This is a genomic window from Paenarthrobacter sp. NCHU4564, assembly GCF_052156435.1.
GTDB lineage: Bacteria > Actinomycetota > Actinomycetes > Actinomycetales > Micrococcaceae > Arthrobacter.
Genome location: NZ_JBQLIS010000006.1, coordinates 203,778 through 217,383, shown reverse-complemented (window position 1 = coordinate 217,383; position 13,606 = coordinate 203,778). Strand labels below are relative to the sequence as shown.

Genomic DNA, 13,606 nt, shown 5'->3' with positions numbered 1-13,606 from the left:
GTGAACCGGTATTCCTGTGCCGTGCTTGACGGCGCACGTTTATGCAGGCTTGGCGGCTAACATGCGCTCAAGGGCGATCTTGGCGTTGTCCTGCACGGCGTCGTCCACGGTGATGCGGTTGACGATGCGTCCTGCCACCAGTTCCTCAAGGACCCAGGCGAGGTAGCCGGGGTGGATGCGGTACATGGTGGAGCACGGGCAAATGACGGGGTCAAGGCAGAAAATGGTGTGCTGCGGGTTCTCCGCGGCGAGCCTGTTCACCATGTTGATCTCGGTGCCGATGGCGAACGTGGTGGGTTCGGTGGCTGCTGCGATGGCTTTCTTGATGAAGTCGGTTGAACCGGCGGAGTCTGCCGCGTCCACCACTTCCATGGGGCACTCGGGGTGCACAATCACGTTGACGCCCGGGAAGTCCTGGCGGGCCTTCTCGATCTGGCCGACGTTGAAGCGCTTGTGCACGGAGCAGAATCCGTGCCAGAGGATCACGCGTGAGTCCTGCAAGGTCTGGGCCTGGTTGCCGCCCAGTTCCTTGCGCGGGTTCCACATGGGCATCTGCTCCAGCGGAACACCAAGGGCCTTGGCGGTGTTGCGGCCCAGGTGCTGATCGGGGAAGAACAGCACCCGCTGGCCGCGTTCGAAGGCCCACTCCAGCACGATTTTGGCGTTGGAGGACGTGCAGACGATTCCGCCGTTCCGGCCGCAAAAAGCCTTCAGTGCGGCGGAGGAGTTCATGTACGTGACGGGAATGACCGGCACCCGGCCGTGCTCATCGGCGTCGGTTCCGAAAATCTCCTCCAGCTGTTCCCAGCACTCTTCCACGGAGTCTTCGTCCGCCATGTCCGCCATGGAGCAGCCTGCGGCCAGGTTGGGCAGGATGACAGCCTGTTCGGGCGTGGAGAGGATGTCCGCGGTCTCGGCCATGAAGTGCACGCCGCAGAAGATGATGGCCTCGGCGTCCGGCCTGGTGAGGGCGGCATTGGCGAGCTGGAAGGAGTCACCCACGAAGTCCGCGTACTGCACCACTTCGTCACGCTGGTAGAAGTGGCCCAGGATCACGGCACGGTCGCCGAGGGTTTCCTTCGCGGCGCGGATTCGCTGGTCGAGCTCGGCCTCGGAAGCCAGCTTGTACTCTTCGGGGAGCTGGCCCTGGCGTGGCGTCGCCTGCGGGGCGACGTCGGCGCTGGAGGCACCCGGGCCGTACGCCGGGACTCCGGCAAGGGCCTCGGCGAGGTCGTACTCCCACGGACCCTTCGCGAGTGCGGGGCTGCAGGTGGCTCCGGCAGCGGAAAGGCCCTTCTCGGCTTCCTCGCGGGTGATCAGCTGAACGGCAGTGTTGACGCTGCTCATGGTGTACTCCTGTTGTCTGGCCCGAGGCCGGGCGTGCCGGTGAAGCGGTAGAGGCGTGGCGGACGGTGTTTTCCGCCCTGCAGGTATTCACCGGTTTCTTCGATGTCCGGTGTGGCTTTGATGTGGCGGCGGAAGTTTGCCGGGTCCAACTGCCGGTCCAGGACGGCTTCGTAGACCTCACGGACCTGGGCGAGCGTGAAGTACTCCCCCAGCAGGTGGTAGGCGATGGACCCGTAGGCCATTTTGTTGCGCAGCCGCCAGAGGGCGTAGTCCACGATCGCGTTGTGGTCGAAGGCGAGCTCGCCCACCCTGTCCGCGCGGAACCACTTCACGTTTTCGGATTCGTCCGCCAGGGCTGCTTCGGTGGGCTGGACGAGCGCCCAGTACACAATGGACACCACGCGCTGGCTCGGAGAGCGGTGCACTCCGCCGAATGCATAGAGCTGTTCCAGGTAGTTCGGAGCCAGGCCCGTTGTTTCCCGCAGGTTCCGGGAGGCTGCGTCCTGAAGGGACTCATCGTGGGACAGCGGCCCGCCCGGGAGCGCCCATTGGTCCTTGTACGGCTCACGGATGCGGCGGACCAGCGGCAGCCAAAGGGTGGGGCGCCCGGTCTTCTCGCTGGGCCTGAGGGCAAAAATCACCGTGGATATGGCCAACGACGGCGGTGCGAGCCGCCGCTCTGCGACGTTGGCTGAGTTGACGTTCACGGCGTTCACCTCGCTTCTTCGCCGCTGGAACCATCAGTTCCGGTTTAGTTAAAGTCAGATTGACTAGAACTAATGGTACGACTCGGGAGGCCAAGCGCAAAATGCTTTTCGTCACACAGGCTTGGCGGCCGACTCCATGAGCGGCAGGGTGCGTCCCTGGATGTGGCTGTTGAGGACGATCACCGATGAACAACGGACCACCGACTTAGTGGCAATCATGGCATCGAGCACCCTCTGCATATCCGGGTTGGAGCGGGCCGCAATCCGGACCATGAGGTCCGAGTTCCCCGTGACCGTATGGACTTCTATGATCTCCGGGATCGCACTGAGGCTCTCAATGATGGCGTCATGCCCGATTTCCTGCGTGATGGTCACCGAACAGAAGGCCACCACGGGAAAGCCGAAGTTGGCAGGGTCCGGTTGCGGCACCCAGGAACCGATGACACCGTTTTCAATCATCCGGTCAATCCGGGACTGCACCGTTGCCCGTGCCACCTTCAGCACACGGGATGCCTCCAGCACGGAGGATCGCGGCGAATCCGTGAAGAAACGTACAATTTTTGCATCAAGAGCATCGACCAGCATCAAAGTTCCTGTCCCCGGGGAGCCATACCCATCACATCGCTACTGTGAAAAGTGATGTATCTTACAAACTGCGAGAATTATTCCACGGCTCTTGCTGCGTCGTCGACGCTCCGCTTGCCCGGCCCAAGAGGCCGGCGCGGCACAACCACGTATGAAATCCATAGAAGGTAGACACGTATGACAACGAAGTCCATCGCGGCTCCTGCGACTGCGCCCGGCCTCGGCCATTCACTCAAGCCACGCCAGCTCACCATGATGGGCCTTGGCAGCGCCATCGGAGCCGGGCTGTTCCTGGGCTCCGGCGCGGGGGTCCAGGCAGCCGGTCCCGCAGTCCTCATCTCCTACCTGGTGGCGGGAACCCTGATCATCCTGGTGATGTGGGCCTTGGGCGAGATGGCAGCGGCCAACCCCAACAGCGGCGCCTTCTCCGTTTATGCGGAAAAAGCCATGGGTAAAACGGCCGGTGGCACCATCGGCTGGCTCTGGTGGCTGCAGCTGGTGGTGGTCATTGCCGCTGAGGCCCTGGGCGCAGCCGGTCTGCTGTACTCCGTGTGGCCCGTCATTCCGGTCTGGGTCCTTGCCTTGGTGTTCATGGTTGTCTTCACCGGCATCAACCTGGTGGGAGTCCGGAACTTCGGTGAATTCGAGTTCTGGTTCGCCATCCTCAAAGTGGCAGCAATCGTAATCTTCCTGTTGATCGGCGCAGCCCTGCTCCTTGGCCTGCTTCCCAACGTCGCATCCCCCGGACTGTCCGGCTTCGCAGATTTCGCCCCCAACGGACTCAGCGGCATTGCTGCGGCGTTGTTCGTGGTGATCTTTGCCTTTGGTGGCACCGAGATCGTCAGCGTGGCCGCCGCCGAGACGGAAAACCCCGCCCACAGCGTCGGTAAGGCCATCCGCACGGTGGTGTGGCGCATCCTCGTCTTCTACATCGGCTCCGTGTTCGTCATTGCAGCGGTCCTCCCCGTCGGCTCCGACGGCCTCAAGTCCCCGTTTGCCGGGGTGCTGGACCTGGCCGGCATCCCGGGGGCCGGCGCGGCGATCACCCTGGTGGCCGTCGTAGCGCTGCTTTCGGCACTGAACGCCAACCTGTACGGCGCGTCCCGCATGATCTTCTCCTTGTCCGAACGTGGCGAAGCCCCCCGCTTCCTGTCGCGGCTGAGCGGCGCCAAGGTGCCGGTTGCCGCCGTCGGGATTTCCGTGGCGTTCGGGTTCGCCGCAACCGTCCTGGAGTTGCTGTTCCCCGAAATGGTGCTCCCGGCGCTCCTGAACCTCGTGGGCTCCACCTGCCTGGTGGTGTGGGGTACGGCACTGGTGTCCCAGCTCATCCTCCGCCGCCGCGCCGACCGCGACGGCACGGAACTTCCGCTCCGGATGAAGGGCTTCCCGGTCCTGACCATCGTGGGACTGGTACTGCTGGGAATCATCTTCGCTGTTGGCTTTGCGAACCCGGAAAGTGCGGTACAGCTGTTCGGCACCACGGCTCTGATCCTTGTGATCGCCCTCGGATGCTTCCTCAACGCCCGCGCGAAGGCCGGGAAGGTTGGCAGCACCGCCAAGTAGCGGCTTGTCAGATGAAATCAAGAGGCTCTTTGCAGTTTGTTCTGCAAGGAGCCTCTTTTTCTCTTCAGTTTGTACAATGTGTTTGCTTCAAACTGGGCTGATTGCGCACCGCCACTTTTGGTGATTACTGTCACAGCCATGACAAGCATTCCTGTGATTGCCGCCGTCGAGGATGACGCGGCCCCGCTCACGCACCACCAGTTGCGCGAGCTTTACACGCTGATGGCATCCGTCCGCCACCTGGACACGGCCGCCGTCGCCTGGCAGCGCCAGGGAATCATTCCCGGCTACGCGCCGGAGCTCGGCCAGGAAGCGGCCCAGGTCGGCAGCGGCTACGCCGTGGACCTGAGCCGGGACTTCGTCTTTCCGACCTACCGTGAGATGGGCGTGGCCCGGGCCATGGGCGTGGACATGGTGGGCTATATGTCCACCCACAAGGCAACGTGGCACGGCGGAATGTACAACCCCGTGGAATCCCGTTTCGCTCCCATCCAGGCAGTGGTGGCAGGGTCGGTCCTGCACGCCGTCGGCTGGGCCCACGGCCAGACCCTGTCCGGCGGGTCCGGCGTCGCCATCACGTACTTTGGGGATGGCGCTTCCTCCCAGGGCGACGTCCACGAGGCCATGAATTTTGCTGCGGTGATGAAGGCGCCCGTGGTCTTCTTTGTCCAGAACAATGGCTGGGCCATTTCCGTACCCACCGAACGACAGGTAGCAGGCGGTTCCGTTGCAGCCCGCGCCGCCGGTTACGGTGTCCCGGGCATCCAGGTGGACGGCAACGACGTCCTGGCCGTGTACGAAGCCACGCGTTCGGCCTTGGCGCACTGCCGCTCCGGCAACGGGCCCGTAGTCATCGAAGCCATGACCTACCGCCGCGGACCGCACTCCACCGCGGACGATCCCGGGCGATACCGCTCCCTTGAGGAAGAACGGCTCGACGCCGGCGAGGACCCCCTGGAACGGTTCCGCCGGACACTCCTGGCCGACGGCGTGGCGGACGAAGCCTTTTTCGCGGAGGCCGGGCGCCAGGCCCGGGAGGAAGAAGAAGCGATCCGCACGGCCATCGAGAACCTGGGACCGCGTCCCGGGGCCGAGATGTTCAGCCTGGTTTTCCAGGAACCCACACCCGCACTGCAGCACCAGGCCACCGCGTGGCGAAAGGAATCCGACCATGCCTGAGGCAATGACTGCCACCACCGTCGCGGCTCCGCGCGCCGCTTCCGGCACCGTGGAACTGCTGTCCATGCAGCAAGCCCTCAACCGCGCCCTGGACGACGTCCTGGCGGAGAACCCCAAGGCCGTGGTCTTCGGCGAAGACTGCGGAAAGCTCGGCGGCGTCTTCCGGATCACCGACGGCCTGCAGGCCAGGCACGGCGAAGACCGGGTCTTCGACACCCCGCTGGCCGAATCCGGCATCCTCGGCATGTCCGTGGGGCTGGCCATGGCCGGTTACCACCCGATTCCCGAGGTCCAGTTCGACGGCTTCGCCTACCCGGCCATCAACCAGATCATCTGCCAGATTGCCCGGATGAACTACCGCAGCCGCGGAACGTTGCCCATGCCCATCACGCTCCGCGTTCCCAGCTTTGGCGGCATCCGCGCCCCCGAGCACCACGGCGAAAGCCTCGAAGCCCTCTTCGCGCATGTTCCCGGCCTCAAAGTCGTCTCACCCTCCACGCCGCACGACGCCTACCACTTGCTTAAGTACGCAGCCACAAGGCCGGATCCGGTGATCTTCATGGAGCCAAAATCCCGGTACTGGCAGAAAGGTCCGGTGGACCTCACCACCGCCACGGCCCCGGACAGCGGAACCCACGACGCCGGTACGCACCCCGGCGGGAACCTGACCGGTGCCCGGATCGTCCGGGAGGGGCGCCACCTCACCCTGGTGGCCTGGGGTGCCATGGTCGCCCGGTGCCTGCAGGTGGCCGAACTGGCCGCTGAGGACGGAATCGACGTCGAAGTCCTGGACCTGCGGTGGCTCAAGCCCATCGATGCAGAGGCGTTGGCGACATCCGTCGCCAAGACGCGTCGCGCCGTCGTCGTGCATGAAGCTCCGTTGACCTCAGGCTTGGGCGCCGAAGTCGCCCAACTGATCACGCAGCACTGCTTCGACACACTGAAGGCGCCGGTGGAACGCGTCACCGGCTTCGACGTGCCCTACCCCTCCGGCGACCTGGAGGACGAATACATCCCCAACATCGACCGCATCCTTTATGGGATCCAACGCGTACTGGAGTATCGCCGTGGCTGAACTGTCCTTTCCCCTACCGGACCTTGGCGAAGGCCTCATCGAAGCAACCGTGCTGGACTGGCTCGTGGAACCGGGCCAACAGGTGGAACGCAACCAGCCGCTCGTTGAGCTGGAAACGAGCAAGTCGGCCCTCGAATTGCCCAGCCCGCAGGCGGGTAAAGTGGTGCGTATTCACGGCGAGCCGGGTCAGACCATCAATGTCGGCGAACCGTTGATTGTGTTCGAGGTCCCGGATGACACCGCCGGGATCGTGGGCACTGTTCCGAAGGACGAAGCACCCAAGCGCCGGGTCCGCCTGAGCGCCGTACCCGATGAGGACTGACATGATGACCGGCAGGCACACCGTGGAACAGCGGCACACCGTCGAAGGCACCGATCCAGGATTGTTCGTCGAAGTCCACCAACCTGCCACCGACGCCGGGCTTCGGCCTGTCCTGCTGATCCACGGCTTTTCATCCTCCAGCAAACTCAACTGGGTTGACAGCGGCTGGGTGGCAACGCTCCAGGGAGCCGGAAGGCGGGTGATCACCGTCGACCTCCCGGGCCACGGCCGAAGCCACTCCCCGGAGGACCTAGACTCCTACACCCCCAGCCGCATCCGGGCCGACCTGCTTCAGATCGCCATCGACGCCGGGGCACGCCCCCTGCGGGATGGAGACCCGGCCACCGGCCTGGACATCATCGGATATTCGTTGGGTTCCCGGCTCGCCTGGGAGTTCGCTGCCACGCAACCGGACCTGGTGCACCGGCTGGTGCTCGGTGGCCCCAGCGCCCAGGATCCGTTGGCCGCCTTCGACCTCGCAGCCGCCCAGAAGTACCTGGCCGACGGAACGCCCATTGAGGACGAGTCCACCGCGGGCTTGCTGAAGATGGCGGCGATGCTGCCCAGCAACAACCTGTTCGCCATGTTGTCCCTTATCGAGGCCATCAAGGGCGAGCCCTTTGACCCGGCCGAGGCGGCGCCGCACCTGCCCATCCTTCTGGTTGCCGGGGACAAGGACGAGCGTGCCCTCACCATGCCCCGGCTGGCCGCCATTGCCGGCAAAGCCGGAGCGCTGGTGGAAACGCTCGTCATTCCGGGCAGGACGCACACCAATGTGGTCACCAGCAGGGCATTCAAGGACGCGGCCGTGGAGTTCCTGGGCGTTTAGCCCTGGAGCCTGGGGGCGGCGGACTAGCGGGACAGCCGCTCAGCGTTGATGCTCATTCGCTGGAGCACGCTGACGGCCATGGCGTATTCGTCGATGCCGATGCCCAGGGACAGATCCTGCCTGGTGGCCTCCACCAGCCGCATGGCCTGGTGGTAGGTTTCCCGTCCGCGCTCCGTCAGGACGAGGCGTTCGTCCATCATGCTCAGCAAGCCCCTGCCGACCAGCGCCGCGAGGTCGCGTTCGCGCTGGTGGGCGGCATCGGTCCAGTACGGCCGCAGAACGGCGTCAAGTTCCTCGGGCCGCAAGGGTGCTTCGCCCAGGGCATTCAGCGCCTGCCACTGGGCGCGGCTGAGCTTGATCCGGGCCAGCGTGTAGTCCAACTGCGCCTCGAGTGCGGCGTCCAGCTTTTTGATCCAGTAACCAATGGGCTTGTCCACAGTGCCATGCTTCCAGCGGATCCCGCACCGGGCAAGGATGGGACGATAGGCTGGAAGCAGCGCCGGACAACGTGGAAGTGGGATAGATGGGCATGCGGTTCAGGGACCGGGCGGAGGCCGGGCAGCGCCTGGCTGAAGGACTCCCCCAGTTCAGGGAACGGCCCCATACGGTGGTCCTCGGACTGGCCCGGGGAGGCGTTCCCCTCGCAGCGGCAGCCGCCTCCGCTCTCTACTTGCCCTTCGGTGCGGTCCTTGTCCGCAAACTGGGCATCCCCGGCCGGTCCGAAACTGCCTTCGGAGCCCTCGCCTGGAGCCAGGGGGACGTTGTCCGCCTCATCAACCGTCCGCTGAAGGACCACATCCAGGCGCTGGGCATCAGTGAAGCTGCGCTGGAGGCCGTGGAAGCTCACGAACGGGCCGAACTGGTCCGGCGAGCGCGGGAATATCCGGGCGTAGACCACGATCTGCGGGGCAAGACCACCATTCTGGTGGACGACGGCCTGGCCACGGGAGCTACCATGCGGGCTGCCGTGGAGGCTGTGCGCTCGGCCGGGGCGCGAACGGTGGTGGCTGCCGTTCCGGTCGCTTCCCTGGAAGCTGCAACATCCCTTGGCCGGGTTTGCGATCTCGTCCACGCACTGCATATCCCCGGTAAGTTTAATGCCGTCGGTGCGTTCTATGAGCACTTTGAACAGTTGACGGACGCTGAGGTCATGAAGCAACTGGAAGGGGCATAGCCCTGCCGGACCATGCCCCTTCCCGTCGGCTGTCCGCCGGAGTTGCTAGTGGTGGACGCTGTACCCGAGGGGCCGGCCCTTGGTTTCCTTGGCCAGGATGACGCCCACCGCCGAGATAACGCAGAGGCCCATGATGTACAGGCCCACGGATCCCGACCACTTGGTGCCATCCAGCAGTGCCTGGGCGATGGTGGGCGCAAAGGCACCACCCAGGATCGCGCCCAATGCGTAGCCGATCGAAATGCCGGAATAGCGGACCTGGGGCGGGAACATCTCGGCATACATTGCGGACATGGGACCGTAGGACAGGCCCAGTCCGATGGTCAGCACGAAGAGCGCCACGCCATAGAGCCAGATGTCCCTGGTGTCGATCAGGGCGAACAGGGGCACCATCCATACGAAGACCAGGGCGTAGCCGGTGAGGAAGGTCTTCACGCGCCCGATCTTGTCAGACAGCCATCCGCCGACCATGGTGAAGATCAGCCATCCGAAGGAGGCGACGGTGGTGGCCAGGAGGATCTGGGGAGCCGGCATCTTGAGGGCACGGGTTGCGTAGGAGATGAAGAAGGCAATCAGCAGGTAACCTGCGGCGTTGTTGGCAATGAAGATCAGTGCCGCCAGCACCACCTCTTTGGTGTTGTGGCGGAACAGCTCGCCCAGGGGCGCCTTGCTTTCAGCCTTGCGCTGGGCGATCTCCTTGAACACCGGGCTTTCTCCGACGGCGCGCCGGATCAGGTAGCCCACCACGATCAGGACCACGGAGAGCAGGAACGGAACACGCCAACCCCATGCGGCGAAGTCCTCCTTGGACATGCCGGACTGCAGGAAGAACAGGAGCCCGGTCGCGAGGATCATGCCGATGGGAACACCAATCTGCGGGTAGGCGCCGAAGAGGCCGCGCTTGTGCAGCGGCGCGTGTTCCACGGCCATGAGGGCTGCGCCACCCCATTCGCCACCGGCAGAGAAGCCCTGCACCACGCGCAGGAAGATCAACAGCACAGGAGCCCAGAGGCCGATGCTGGCGTAGGTCGGCAGGAGGCCGATCAGTGCCGTGGCGACGCCCATCAACACGAGCGTCATGACCAGGACGGCCTTGCGGCCGACGCGGTCACCGAGGTGGCCTGCCACGGTGGCACCCAGCGGCCGGAAAAGGAAACTGATGCCGATCGTGGCGAAGGAGAGGATCTGCGCCACGCCTGGGTTCGCTTGCTCCAGGGGCGTCAGGAACAACGGGGACAGCAGTGTTGCCGTGAGCTGGGCGAAGATGAAGAAGTCGTACCACTCGATGGTGGTGCCCACCAGGGTCCCTGCAAGGACCCTGCGCTCATCGCGCTTGCTGCTGGGCCCTGACGGGGAATCGACTGTGGAGGCTGCGGTCATTGGAACTCCATGGGGGTGAGTGACTGGTCGGTACGCGGCACTGCAATAACCGACAGAACGGTCAGTTAGGAAGAATACTACAATTGTGATCCCAAGCACAGCATCCGCCGATGCTTGGCCCCGCGGCCCCGCGCACTGCCGACGGCAACTGCCACCACCGCAGAGCGGACATAGGATGGTTCGCATGACTTCCCGCAGCGACGCCACAAGCCAACAGGCTCCCGCCACCCAGGTCCCGCCGTCGCAAACGCTCTCCCGTGGAATCCGGGCGCTGGAGATCCTGGCCGAAGCCGAGCGGCCGCTGAGCATAGCCGAACTGGCCGCGGCACTGGGAGTCCACCGGTCCATTGCCTACCGGATCCTGCGGACGCTCGAAGACCATTCCCTTGTCTTCCGCGACGATTCGGGGCGGGTCCAGCCGGGCGCCGGACTTGCCGTCCTGGCCCGCGGCGTCTCGCGGAACCTGCAGGCAGCTGCTTTGCCCGAGCTGACCCAACTCGCCAACACGCTGCACATGACCGCCTTCGTTGCTGTCTGGGACCACCAGGAATGCGTCACGCTGGTGACCGTGGAACCCCGCAATTCGGGCACGGCACTGGCCCAGCACCCGGGCACGCGCCACCCGGTGGGCACCGGAGCCCCGGGCATCGCCATCCAATCCACCATGACGGAAGAGCGCTGGCACCAAGTGGGCGGAGGGATCCCCTACCGCGCTGAAGCCCGGGAAGCCCGCCGCGCCGGCTACGCCACCAGCCACGATGAAGTCATCGCCGGCCTGTCATCCCTGGCCGCCCCGATCCACGTGCCCGGCGGACGGCCGGCCGCGGTCGCCGTCGTCTACATCCGGCTGGACCAGGACGCCGACGCCGTGGGCAAGGCGCTGGTGGAATGCGCCGCGCGCATCGAAAGCCAACTGGCCTGACCCCATCACGCCAGCCATTCCTTCCACGCCAAGCAGTGTGCCTTGGCACACAAGACCTGGCGGCACCGGGTTCCCAATACTCGAAGGACGGACAGGACCACCCTGGCCCTGTCCTTTGCCGAGATCAGAAGGAAACCCATGAGCCTGAACCTCCTTGACACCTCCAACTGGCTGCCACTCGACGGCCTGGCGCCAGGCTTTGATGCCAACAAGGCACCGACCGTGCAGGACCTGGCAGGCCGCCACTTCGCGGTCCGTGGCGACGGCGGACCCATGACCTTCACTTTCGACGACGATGAAGTGAACTGGGCGGCCGCAGGGCACTCCGGAACCGCCGCATACGAAGCTTTCCAGGTGGCCGATGACCTTTACTACGCGCAGTGGCACAGTCCCGTGGAACCGGACCTGGCTGTGTCGCTGGTGCTTGACCTGGCCAACGGCCGGGCCCTCTATATCGGCGCAGTGCTGGGAAGATCGACAGCGGGCAGCACGGCCGTGCAGCACGACTTCCGCCCCGGCGACCTTGACGGCGCATCCCCGAAGGGCCGGCCCATCGGCGAAAGCACGGGACTGATCGGCAGGCGCGTGGAATGGGTTTACAGTCCGGACCACGCCTATGAGCACGTATACCTCAGCCCCACCTGGTACACCTGGCAATGCCTGGCCGGACCGGAACGCGGCCTGGCGGACACCGATTCCAATACGGTCCTCCAGGTCAGGCCGGGCATTTTCGTCTTCACGTGGCGGGAGAAGGTCATCCCCTGCGGTTCGGTGACGATCGCCGACCACAGGGATGTGGGCGCGATCCGCTCCCATGGCAGTTTGTTTGGATGGGACGAATCCGGGACGCTGCCCGTCCATTTCACTTTTGGAGCGCATGGGCGCCTGATCAGCGTCAGCCATCACAGCCCCGGGCTCGACCCGGCCGCTTGATGTCAGCAAACGGCCCCGGCAGTTCTGGTTTCCAGGACTGCCGGGGCCGTCTTCCTGCGCTGCTCAGCCCTCGGAACCGTGCCCGATCCTCGCATAAACGGCGGGCTGCGAACGCCGCAGGCGCAGGGCCCAGAGAACCCCCACGACTCCTGGCAGCAACACCACCAGTGGCAGGATGAAGGTGGCGGGGGTGGATTCGGACTGCCCCAGGAGGACGTTGAAGTTGGCCACGATGAGGATGAAAACCAAGGCCAGGAGCACAAACCCAAGCCCCGGAGCCACCATCCGCACCCAAAGGCTTGCGCCGTGGGGCTGCTTGCGGAAGAAGCCGATCACCGCCACCGACACCACGGTCATCAGCAGGACAAGTCCCATGGCGCCGCTGTTGGTCAGCCAGGTGAACATCGTCAGGACCGGGTACAGTTCGCCGAGGTCCGAACCTGCTCCTCCCACGGCAAAGGCCAGGGTCACGACGACGGCAATCGCCGTTTGCGCCAGGGAACCGGCATAGGGGGCGCCATTGGGGCGGACTGCGGAGAGGGCAGCCGGGATGACACGCTCCCGGCCGAGCGAGAAGAAATACCGGGCTACTGCGTTGTGGAAGCTAACCAATGCCGCGAAAAGGCTGGTCACGAAGAGCAACTGCGCAATGTCGCTGAGCAGGACGCCTCCGTGGGCGGTGAGGAAGGCGAAGACCATGTCCGGCCCGTTGGCTGCTGCGGTATCAACAACCGCCGACGGTCCGGCGCCCACGGTCATGGCCCACGCGGAGACGGCATAGAAGAGGGCAATGATGGCGACGGCGGCAAAGGTGGCCCGGGCGACTGTGCGTTTGGGGTCCTTGGATTCTTCGCCGTAGATGGCTGCTGATTCAAAGCCCATGAAGGCAGCAATGCCGAACGAGAGGACCGCCCCGATGCCCGGCGCGAAGAGGGAGGCCGGGTTGAACGTGGCGGCACTGATGCCTTCCGGTGCTGCTGCCAGGCTGATGACGTCATAGACGATCACCACCAGGAACTCGAGGGCCACCAGGACGCCGAGGACCTTGGCGGAGAGATCCACCCTGTTGACTCCCAACCAGCCCACAACCGCAATGCAGGCCACCACGGGAATCCACCACGGCACGGCGATGCCGAACCTTGCCGAGAGCAGGGACGAGACGGTAAATCCAAAGAGGCCGTAGATGCCCACCTGCATCAGGTTGTAGGCCATCAAGGCCACCAGCGAGGCCCCCACCCCGGCCGGACGCGATATGCCCTGCGCGATATAAGCGTAGAACGCGCCTGCGTTCGTGACATGGCGGCTCATCGCTGCGTACCCCACCGCAAAAAGGGTGAGGATGCCGCCGAGGATCAGGAAGGACAGCGGCACGCCCGTCACCCCGGTGACGGCGAACGTGGTGCTTACCCCGCCTGCCAGGACCGTCAGCGGAGCCGAAGCCGCGATGATCATGAAAGTCACGGCGGGCACGCCCAGGCGGCCGCCGGTGCCGGCCGTTCCGCTGGTCTTGCCCCGGACCGGGTTGTCAACGCTCATATGTATGCTCCTGCCTCTTCACCGCGTGGATCCGAGCCGCGGGTCTCGGTGCCG

At 64.9% G+C, this 13,606-nt stretch carries 14 protein-coding genes; 8 read left to right on the top strand and 6 right to left on the bottom strand.

The window, feature by feature from the left end:
• Positions 1–39 precede the first annotated feature (39 nt).
• The 3 genes from nadA to ACSVIE_RS08960 all read right to left on the bottom strand — a co-directional run bounded on the left by nadA (position 40) and on the right by ACSVIE_RS08960 (position 2,639).
• A complete protein-coding gene (nadA, locus tag ACSVIE_RS08970; protein WP_442423603.1) occupies positions 40–1,347 on the bottom strand; it encodes a quinolinate synthase NadA in 1,308 nt (435 codons plus the stop codon).
• Positions 1,344–2,063 carry an NUDIX hydrolase gene (locus ACSVIE_RS08965; protein WP_426003132.1) on the bottom strand — a complete coding sequence of 240 codons (720 nt, stop codon included), beginning with the start codon at positions 2,061–2,063 and terminating at the stop codon, positions 1,344–1,346. The genes nadA and ACSVIE_RS08965 overlap by 4 nt, the downstream gene beginning before the upstream one ends.
• Positions 2,064–2,165: 102 nt before the next feature.
• Positions 2,166–2,639, bottom strand: coding sequence for an Lrp/AsnC family transcriptional regulator (locus tag ACSVIE_RS08960; protein WP_426003133.1), 474 nt, complete (start codon positions 2,637–2,639; stop codon positions 2,166–2,168).
• A 177-nt stretch (positions 2,640–2,816) separates the two neighbouring features.
• Between ACSVIE_RS08960 and ACSVIE_RS08955 the strand changes: the two genes are divergently transcribed.
• The 5 genes from ACSVIE_RS08955 to ACSVIE_RS08935 all read left to right on the top strand — a co-directional run bounded on the left by ACSVIE_RS08955 (position 2,817) and on the right by ACSVIE_RS08935 (position 7,607).
• The gene (locus ACSVIE_RS08955; RefSeq protein WP_442423602.1) at positions 2,817–4,202 is read left to right on the top strand and encodes an amino acid permease; all 1,386 of its coding nucleotides are present in this window, start codon (positions 2,817–2,819) and stop codon (positions 4,200–4,202) included.
• Positions 4,203–4,340: 138 nt separating this feature from the next.
• Positions 4,341–5,381: a thiamine pyrophosphate-dependent dehydrogenase E1 component subunit alpha gene (locus ACSVIE_RS08950; RefSeq protein WP_426003136.1), complete on the top strand. Its 1,041-nt coding sequence runs from the start codon at positions 4,341–4,343 to the stop codon at positions 5,379–5,381.
• 4 nt (positions 5,382–5,385) lie between these two features.
• Entirely contained in the window at positions 5,386–6,456 is a 1,071-nt protein-coding gene (locus ACSVIE_RS08945) for an alpha-ketoacid dehydrogenase subunit beta (protein ID WP_426007563.1), read from the top strand.
• A complete protein-coding gene (locus tag ACSVIE_RS08940) occupies positions 6,449–6,778 on the top strand; it encodes a biotin/lipoyl-containing protein (RefSeq protein WP_426003137.1) in 330 nt (109 codons plus the stop codon). Before ACSVIE_RS08945 ends, ACSVIE_RS08940 begins: the two co-directional genes overlap by 8 nt.
• 1 nt (position 6,779) lies before the next feature.
• Positions 6,780–7,607 carry an alpha/beta fold hydrolase gene (locus ACSVIE_RS08935; RefSeq protein ID WP_442423601.1) on the top strand — a complete coding sequence of 276 codons (828 nt, stop codon included), beginning with the start codon at positions 6,780–6,782 and terminating at the stop codon, positions 7,605–7,607.
• A gap of 23 nt (positions 7,608–7,630) precedes the next feature.
• Here ACSVIE_RS08935 and ACSVIE_RS08930 read toward each other — a convergent pair whose 3' ends face one another.
• Entirely contained in the window at positions 7,631–8,044 is a 414-nt protein-coding gene (locus tag ACSVIE_RS08930) for a MarR family transcriptional regulator (protein ID WP_426003140.1), read from the bottom strand.
• 86 nt (positions 8,045–8,130) lie between these two features.
• Between ACSVIE_RS08930 and ACSVIE_RS08925 the strand changes: the two genes are divergently transcribed.
• Positions 8,131–8,781: a phosphoribosyltransferase gene (locus ACSVIE_RS08925; protein ID WP_442423600.1), complete on the top strand. Its 651-nt coding sequence runs from the start codon at positions 8,131–8,133 to the stop codon at positions 8,779–8,781.
• 45 nt (positions 8,782–8,826) lie between these two features.
• Here the strand turns inward: ACSVIE_RS08925 and ACSVIE_RS08920 are convergent, their stop codons facing one another.
• A complete protein-coding gene (locus tag ACSVIE_RS08920; RefSeq protein ID WP_442423599.1) occupies positions 8,827–10,161 on the bottom strand; it encodes an MFS transporter in 1,335 nt (444 codons plus the stop codon).
• Between the two features lie 175 nt (positions 10,162–10,336).
• On the opposite strand from ACSVIE_RS08920, the gene ACSVIE_RS08915 reads away from it, so the two are divergent.
• Both ACSVIE_RS08915 and ACSVIE_RS08910 read left to right on the top strand, forming a co-directional pair.
• Positions 10,337–11,083: an IclR family transcriptional regulator gene (locus ACSVIE_RS08915; RefSeq protein ID WP_426003146.1), complete on the top strand. Its 747-nt coding sequence runs from the start codon at positions 10,337–10,339 to the stop codon at positions 11,081–11,083.
• Positions 11,084–11,221: 138 nt separating this feature from the next.
• On the top strand, positions 11,222–12,016 hold the full coding sequence (locus tag ACSVIE_RS08910; RefSeq protein WP_426003147.1) for a MoaF C-terminal domain-containing protein: 795 nt from the start codon (positions 11,222–11,224) through the stop codon (positions 12,014–12,016).
• A gap of 63 nt (positions 12,017–12,079) precedes the next feature.
• On the opposite strand, the gene ACSVIE_RS08905 is transcribed toward ACSVIE_RS08910, so the two are convergent.
• Positions 12,080–13,552 carry an APC family permease gene (locus ACSVIE_RS08905; protein ID WP_442423598.1) on the bottom strand — a complete coding sequence of 491 codons (1,473 nt, stop codon included), beginning with the start codon at positions 13,550–13,552 and terminating at the stop codon, positions 12,080–12,082.
• Positions 13,553–13,606 lie beyond the last annotated feature (54 nt).

What these genes read in the sequence shown, in the direction of transcription:
- nadA (WP_442423603.1), bottom strand. Translation starts at nt 1,347, where the DNA reads ATGAGCAGCGTCAACACTGCCGTTCAGCTGATCACCCGCGAGGAAGCC.
- ACSVIE_RS08960 (WP_426003133.1), bottom strand. Translation starts at nt 2,639, where the DNA reads ATGCTGGTCGATGCTCTTGATGCAAAAATTGTACGTTTCTTCACGGAT.
- ACSVIE_RS08955 (WP_442423602.1), top strand. Translation starts at nt 2,817, where the DNA reads ATGACAACGAAGTCCATCGCGGCTCCTGCGACTGCGCCCGGCCTCGGC.
- ACSVIE_RS08950 (WP_426003136.1), top strand. Translation starts at nt 4,341, where the DNA reads ATGACAAGCATTCCTGTGATTGCCGCCGTCGAGGATGACGCGGCCCCG.
- ACSVIE_RS08945 (WP_426007563.1), top strand. Translation starts at nt 5,386, where the DNA reads ATGACTGCCACCACCGTCGCGGCTCCGCGCGCCGCTTCCGGCACCGTG.
- ACSVIE_RS08935 (WP_442423601.1), top strand. Translation starts at nt 6,780, where the DNA reads ATGATGACCGGCAGGCACACCGTGGAACAGCGGCACACCGTCGAAGGC.
- ACSVIE_RS08925 (WP_442423600.1), top strand. Translation starts at nt 8,131, where the DNA reads ATGGGCATGCGGTTCAGGGACCGGGCGGAGGCCGGGCAGCGCCTGGCT.
- ACSVIE_RS08920 (WP_442423599.1), bottom strand. Translation starts at nt 10,161, where the DNA reads ATGACCGCAGCCTCCACAGTCGATTCCCCGTCAGGGCCCAGCAGCAAG.
- ACSVIE_RS08915 (WP_426003146.1), top strand. Translation starts at nt 10,337, where the DNA reads ATGGTTCGCATGACTTCCCGCAGCGACGCCACAAGCCAACAGGCTCCC.
- ACSVIE_RS08910 (WP_426003147.1), top strand. Translation starts at nt 11,222, where the DNA reads ATGAGCCTGAACCTCCTTGACACCTCCAACTGGCTGCCACTCGACGGC.
- ACSVIE_RS08905 (WP_442423598.1), bottom strand. Translation starts at nt 13,552, where the DNA reads ATGAGCGTTGACAACCCGGTCCGGGGCAAGACCAGCGGAACGGCCGGC.